Source organism: Microcoleus sp. AR_TQ3_B6, from assembly GCF_036702785.1.
GTDB lineage: Bacteria > Cyanobacteriota > Cyanobacteriia > Cyanobacteriales > Microcoleaceae > Microcoleus.
In genome coordinates this window covers 1-5933 of sequence record NZ_JAUBVJ010000171.1, presented here as the reverse complement: position 1 = coordinate 5933, position 5933 = coordinate 1, and the positions used below count along the sequence as shown (strand labels likewise).

At 43.4% G+C, this 5933-nt stretch carries 2 protein-coding genes and 1 pseudogene; 1 reads left to right on the top strand and 2 read right to left on the bottom strand.

Annotated features, from left to right (window positions below):
• Positions 1-154: 154 nt before the first annotated feature.
• Positions 155-1227 (bottom strand): annotated as a pseudogene (locus tag QUB56_RS36050) (ISKra4 family transposase).
• 394 nt (positions 1228-1621) lie between these two features.
• On the opposite strand from QUB56_RS36050, the gene QUB56_RS36045 reads away from it, so the two are divergent.
• On the top strand, positions 1622-3796 hold the full coding sequence (locus QUB56_RS36045) for a P-loop NTPase fold protein (protein WP_332961158.1): 2175 nt from the start codon (positions 1622-1624) through the stop codon (positions 3794-3796).
• A 146-nt stretch (positions 3797-3942) separates the two neighbouring features.
• Here QUB56_RS36045 and QUB56_RS36040 read toward each other — a convergent pair whose 3' ends face one another.
• Complete coding sequence (locus QUB56_RS36040) at positions 3943-5421, bottom strand: MFS transporter (protein ID WP_332961157.1); 1479 nt, start codon at positions 5419-5421, stop codon at positions 3943-3945.
• Positions 5422-5933: the final 512 nt, after the last annotated feature.

Sequence of the window (5933 nt, the reverse complement as noted above, 5' to 3'; positions counted from 1 at the left end):
TTTTGGCTGGCATACATTATAACTAATGATCGCTTATTTTATATTTATATTATACAATCTAGCTGCGTATCAGCTTATTGTCAATTGGCTTAAGCTGCGATCGTAGAAAAACGGATGCTAGTGTTCTGCCTCACGGGAGCATCCCGCTTTTTAACTAAGCATAACTACTCATTTTAATCTCATTATTTAAATACGCACATCTGAGTCTTAAAATTTGAGGCACGTTTTTTTCTTTCCACTGTGCACCTACAATCTTAATTCTTGCTCCAATCTGTTTAATTAAAGACTCTACAGCTCCCGAACCAATATCAATACCCTGATTTTGATAATTCTGGTAATTGGGGATTCTTGACTGATGTTTTCGGAGATAATTCTGGAAATTTTGACTTTCTTTACTTCTAACTCCTACAAATTCGGCTGTAGCTTCTACTGTTGACCCTTGCCACAGTTGGCTCTCGACTCTTCTGATTCGTTTGAGTGACCCCCCTACTTTATGTAGATTTTCTATCAAATGATACCAATCTAATACTTCTCTTCTTTGTTCATTAGTCCCAATTTGATTAAACAGATTCCACACCCCATCATGACCATCTCCCAAACAGGTTATTGGTTCATTTGAAAGTTGGCTATTTACCCACTCCACTAAATCTGGATTATTTTGGAAGAAGGCGGCTGCTACTTGATTATGGATCTTAACTGCCTTATAATTCCTCCATACACTTTCTTTTCCTAATGGAGTTCTCAGCCTGATATTTCCTCCGTCTATACTCAATGCTTCTACTTGCTCGCCGTTCGATGGTGAAGATAATTTATAACGCTCTAGTAGCCGATGTTATGTACTGTGCGGTACATAAATTCCTGTCAACATTTTTAAGTCTTTTTCAGCATTGACAAATGATTCATGGACCACTAATAATAAACAACATTTTTCTAAGTGAGGACTCAAACGACTTCCCTTCTTTATTCCCAACTTTTGGGCTTGCTTACTTGATAGCTTTATTTCTCCTACACAACTTTTTATGGTTCTTTTTCTCCCCTCACCCTTTCCCGCTGCTGAGTTAAAAAAAAACTGCTAATTTCTGGTGCTACTGTCTCAACTAAATACTCTCGGACAGTCAGTTCGATAGATTCAAAGCTTTTGAGATTGTCTGGCGAGGTATTATTATAAAATACCTCTGCTATTGCTTGGAGATTTATTTTGATCTTCTGCTGTTCTTCTGGGGTCATATGCACTTAGGTTATGGTAATTTATTTGCTTTCTATTATGCCATCAACTTGGCAAGGCAATTATCTCAGTATTTATACTCATTGCAAAACTGGGATGCTCCCCTGCCTCACCGTGATGCCTTTGTTTGCTGCGAGCGCCCACTTAGGCGCTTGTAAACTGGTGTTTCATTTTGGGAACTGTGTTCCTTCTACATAACCTAGCTTAACATTAATATCCATCTAACAGTAGACAAGAACAGAGCTTGATTGATGCTACTCTATAAGCATCTATAAAGATAAGCAATCCCATAATTAAGACGTAATTCAACACCCCAAACTCAGCAGGCAAGTGGGGTGGTAATTAAAACAAACGTTGAAAGGAAAAAGTCCCTTAGCTAACAAAGAAAGAGGCTGTATGGCTCACACAAATAACGATTCAGAAATCTTGCCCGAGGATTTTAGTGACCCATCCGCAGATAACGCCTTAATCGAGCCGAAACAAGACCGATTAGGATATGCACCCTTCGCCAAACGTCTTGCAGACAGTATTTGCCAAATGAACTTTCCTGAAGGGTTCGTTATTGCAGTTTACGGTTCCTCAGGTTTTGGCAAATCGACACTATTGAACTTTTTAACGTATTATCTCCAGCAAAAGCCAGAGAGCGAGCCACCTATTATTGTCTCTTTTAATCCCTGGTTATTTTCTGGAGGCGAAGACATCACAAGGCGCTTTATTGGTCAATTACAGGCTGTTTTGAGTCAGTTTAAAGCTGTCCCCAAAGGGTTCCTAGGTCGAATAACCAATCTGGCCAAAGCAGTTTCTGAAATTCCTATTCCTTACGCTCAAGCTAGCAAGGCACTTGTCAAATTATTTGACGACAAAGAAAAAGAGACTTCCGACTTAAAAGAAGAAGTCGAAGATACACTAGGAGACGAGCATCCGCGAATTGTAGTAACGATTGACGATATTGACAGGCTCAGCGCTAAGGAGATCAGTCAATTATTTCATCTTATTAAAGCAATTCCGAATTTTACTAACGTTGTCTATTTGCTAGTTTTCGATCAAGAAGTTGTCATCAAAACCCTCGCAGATACACAACCTCTACCCGGAAAAATCTACCTCGATCGGATTGTTCAAGCTTCTTTTGAGTTACCTATTCCAGATAAAACGTCACTGCGCAGGCTACTTTTTGAAAAACTCAATGGCATACTGACTGAGGCACCAAAGCCACTATTCAATCAAAGTCGCTGGGGCAATGTTTATTTACAAGGGATAGACCACTTTATTACCAATCCTCGCGACATTGCTCGTCTGACCAACATTTTAACCGTGACATACCCATCGGTGAAAGATGAAGTGAACCCAGTTGATTTCATTGCTATTGAGTCCCTGCGGATCTTTCGCCCAAGGATATATGGCATAATCCGCAAAAATCCTAAATTCTTTGCGGGAAATGCGGCTACGAAAGGTTCTCTAATCCCGACATTGGACGAACTCAAAGATTTTCACGATTCGTGGGTGACCAAGTTGGAAGATGACGAGGATAAAGAACCAGTTAAAAGGCTGCTATTGCAGCTTTTTCCTAAGTTAGAAGCCGTTTGGCATAATACCTACTCCCGTGGACAAGATGAATCAATATGGGACAAACAATTACGGATTTGCAGCTTAGATATATTTCCCAACTACTTCTGTTTAGTATTAACACAAGATGAATTCTCGGATGCTGAGATTAAAGCAATTTTGGCCTTGGCAAAAGATGCAAAAGCAGTGGGGGAAAATCTTGTAGAACTCGCTCATCAAAAACGCTCTGATGGCACGTCGCAAGTTCGGGCATTTCTCGAACGGCTTGAGGATTACACTGAAAAAGAAATTCCTGCTAATTGCATTCCTTCAATTGTGAAAGCTTTGTTTGATGTGGGCGACCAGCTTTTACCTGCAGAAGACGAACCGCAGGGAATGTTTGATTTTGGCAATGACATTAGAATTGAACGCCTGCTCTCACGATTGTTGCGTCGGATTGACGAACAAGCAAGGTTTGAAACCTTGAAAGAGGCAATATCAAACGGTAACGCCTTATCGATAATTGTGCGCGAAGTAGCAGCATTGGGTCAGGAACAAGGTAAGTATGGAGCAGAAGAATCTATCCCCGCAGAGGAATGCCTCCAGAGTGTAGAGCACCTTAAGGAGCTTGAAGGAATAGCCTTGAAGCGGCTGCGAGATGCTGCACAACAAAACTTCCTACTGCAATCCCCAAAGCTCTCTGAAAATTTACACCATTGGCAAAATTGGGCAGGAGAAGAGGAAGTCAAGCAATGGGTTGAAAAGATTATTGACGATGACGAAGGGCTAGTGAATTTCTTGGAGAAGTTCCTGCAAAAAGATTTTAGCGAGGATGGGTCTAACGAAACTCAAAAAACAGGCTACAAACTTGACCTTAACTGGCTCGAACCCTATCTCGAACCATCTTTGATTGTTGAGCGAATGAGTAGTCTCGGTGAAACGAGCGAGTTAACAGAAGCTCGGAAAAATGCGATCGCCCAATTTATCCGAGAATATGAGATGCAGCAGCAGGGAGAAGGCCCGGAGTAGGCAAGGATTTAGGCAGCCGAATAGAAGTGCTAAAGGCTCGATCGGGTAATCCAAATAAGGTGGAGGGTATGACGCAACTGACTGGCGACGAAGGTTAGAAACTCATAGTTCAGGGAAGCAGCCAGGGCTAGTTCCTAAATTTATTCCTATTCCTTTGCTTCAATCAGCTCTATTGGTTGTCTGACTGGGAATAGGGCGCGTATTAGCTGACCCACACGCACAGAACGCTGCTCGTGAACAAACACTAAGGGCAGCAGGGCGAACAGCCGCAGAACGGCTGAGAGAGCAAACGCCATTGGCAAACCACCAAAATGAGACAGACTCGCGACATAGCTACCAACAGTGATTCCCATCGCCCCAGTGATTCCAGGAACCGCCGCCGCAATAGCAAAATAAATCGACTGATTGCGTAGCGGCGTCACCGACATCATCAGATTGCCACTGCACAGGTCAATCGCTGCCCAAGTCGCACCGCCCACTATATGCAACAAGGGGAACCAAACCCAAAGGAAAAGAGAAGAAGTTCCAGCTTCTAGCCACAGTAGAGGCGTCAGAGCCACCAAGACACCCACAATTATCATCACCGGGCGATTACCAATCCGGTCCGCCAGTCTGCCCCAGAACATCAGCATCAGCAAATTAGCACCAGCTCCCAAGCTGTTATAGAGCGTTACCAAACTGACATCGAGGTTGAGATCCCCCAGTAAGTAGAGGTTAAAGAAGGGAGCGCTGATGTTAACCGCAAAACTCCAGAAGCCTGTGTAAAGAAGAAACCTCAAAAAATTGGCATCTTTGAGGAAGCTAAAAACAGTCTCCCAAGGTGACAGGTGGTTTGTATCCGAATCGGTGGCCTGTAAAAGCTTTGGATTCACATCAGTCATCCAGAAGTGAACGACCAGACTGATTATCCCCAGCACGATTCCCAGAACCAATACCGCACCGAAGCCAGAGAGCGAGCCACCGGGCCACTTCGATACTGCTAGACCCAGAAGCGGCACAGCGATGAGATTGGTTAAGGTAACAACACTATTGCGAAACCCAAAATACCGCCCCCGCAATCGCTCTGGTACTAACACAGCCATCCAGCTAAAAAAGGAAGCACGCCCCAAAGCTTCCATAATATTAGTCACCCAGATAATTGCCAGTGTCAACACTACCAACTGTTGTCCAGCCATACGAGATGAGCTGACCAACCAAATCCCTGGCACAACCAGCAACCACAGCAGCCGCGACGAGCCAAAAATAAATAGGGAATACCAATTGCGGCTGTTCGTGCGGTCTCCCAGATAGGCTCCCAGCGGTTGCAGCAAATTGGTTAGCTGAGGAATTGAGGCAAGCATACCAATTTCCACTGTACTCGCCCCGAGATCCAGTAAGAAATTACTAAGCAACGCGCCGCCGATGATACTGGCAAAGACTGTAGCGAAGCCACCTTCGGTAGTTAATGCCTTGAGGCTGGTCCGAATTTCTCGCTTGGGAATTTTTAGAGGCGGCTTTGGAGGAACTACCGTCTCTGACAATGCCCTATTCTCTTGTTCGACTTTTAATACTAAATCCTTGTCAGTGTGTTGAAAATCTTCAACGACTACTTGCAAGTTTAGTAATCCTGTCAGTAGAGGATTCATGAGCGTTTTTTGTAATATTCGCTACATTAACATAGGACAAGCTGAAAAACCATCCTTATTCCGTTTATTGCCACATCCCCACTAGGATAGATATTGTCTGCTAAGCAATAATACTTAAAATTATACTTAAATTTTCGGAAATTGCACAAGCCGGCTCTTTCGCAGTAGTTCATAAAAAAACACTCCGTAAGTGGGTTCCGAGCCTGGCTTGAGCCTAGAGAGGAAAACTAATCGGTGGTTGCCGCCTTGATTCTTCTTACGGGGAGAGGGGCATGGTTGCCCCTTTTCGGAGATATGGTTGTCTCCTACCTATTGCTAACGTTTGCTTTGTGCCTTAGTTATAAGGGCTTGTTAAACTTGCAGCACTGATTGCTAGAGCGCCAGTCCAGTAGAAGGTATTGACAAATCAAGCAGACTATGGATTATTAAAGTTAAGTGCGATGTAGAAGTCGCGTGTTAGATGGTTAAATAACCATCACAAATTGAGTGGAGAGCCGTCTTTCCCTTCGGTT

Excerpts from the sequence above, each read along its gene's own strand:
- QUB56_RS36045 (WP_332961158.1), top strand. The coding sequence starts at position 1,622 with ATGGCTCACACAAATAACGATTCAGAAATCTTGCCCGAGGATTTTAGT.
- QUB56_RS36040 (WP_332961157.1), bottom strand. The coding sequence starts at position 5,421 with ATGAATCCTCTACTGACAGGATTACTAAACTTGCAAGTAGTCGTTGAA.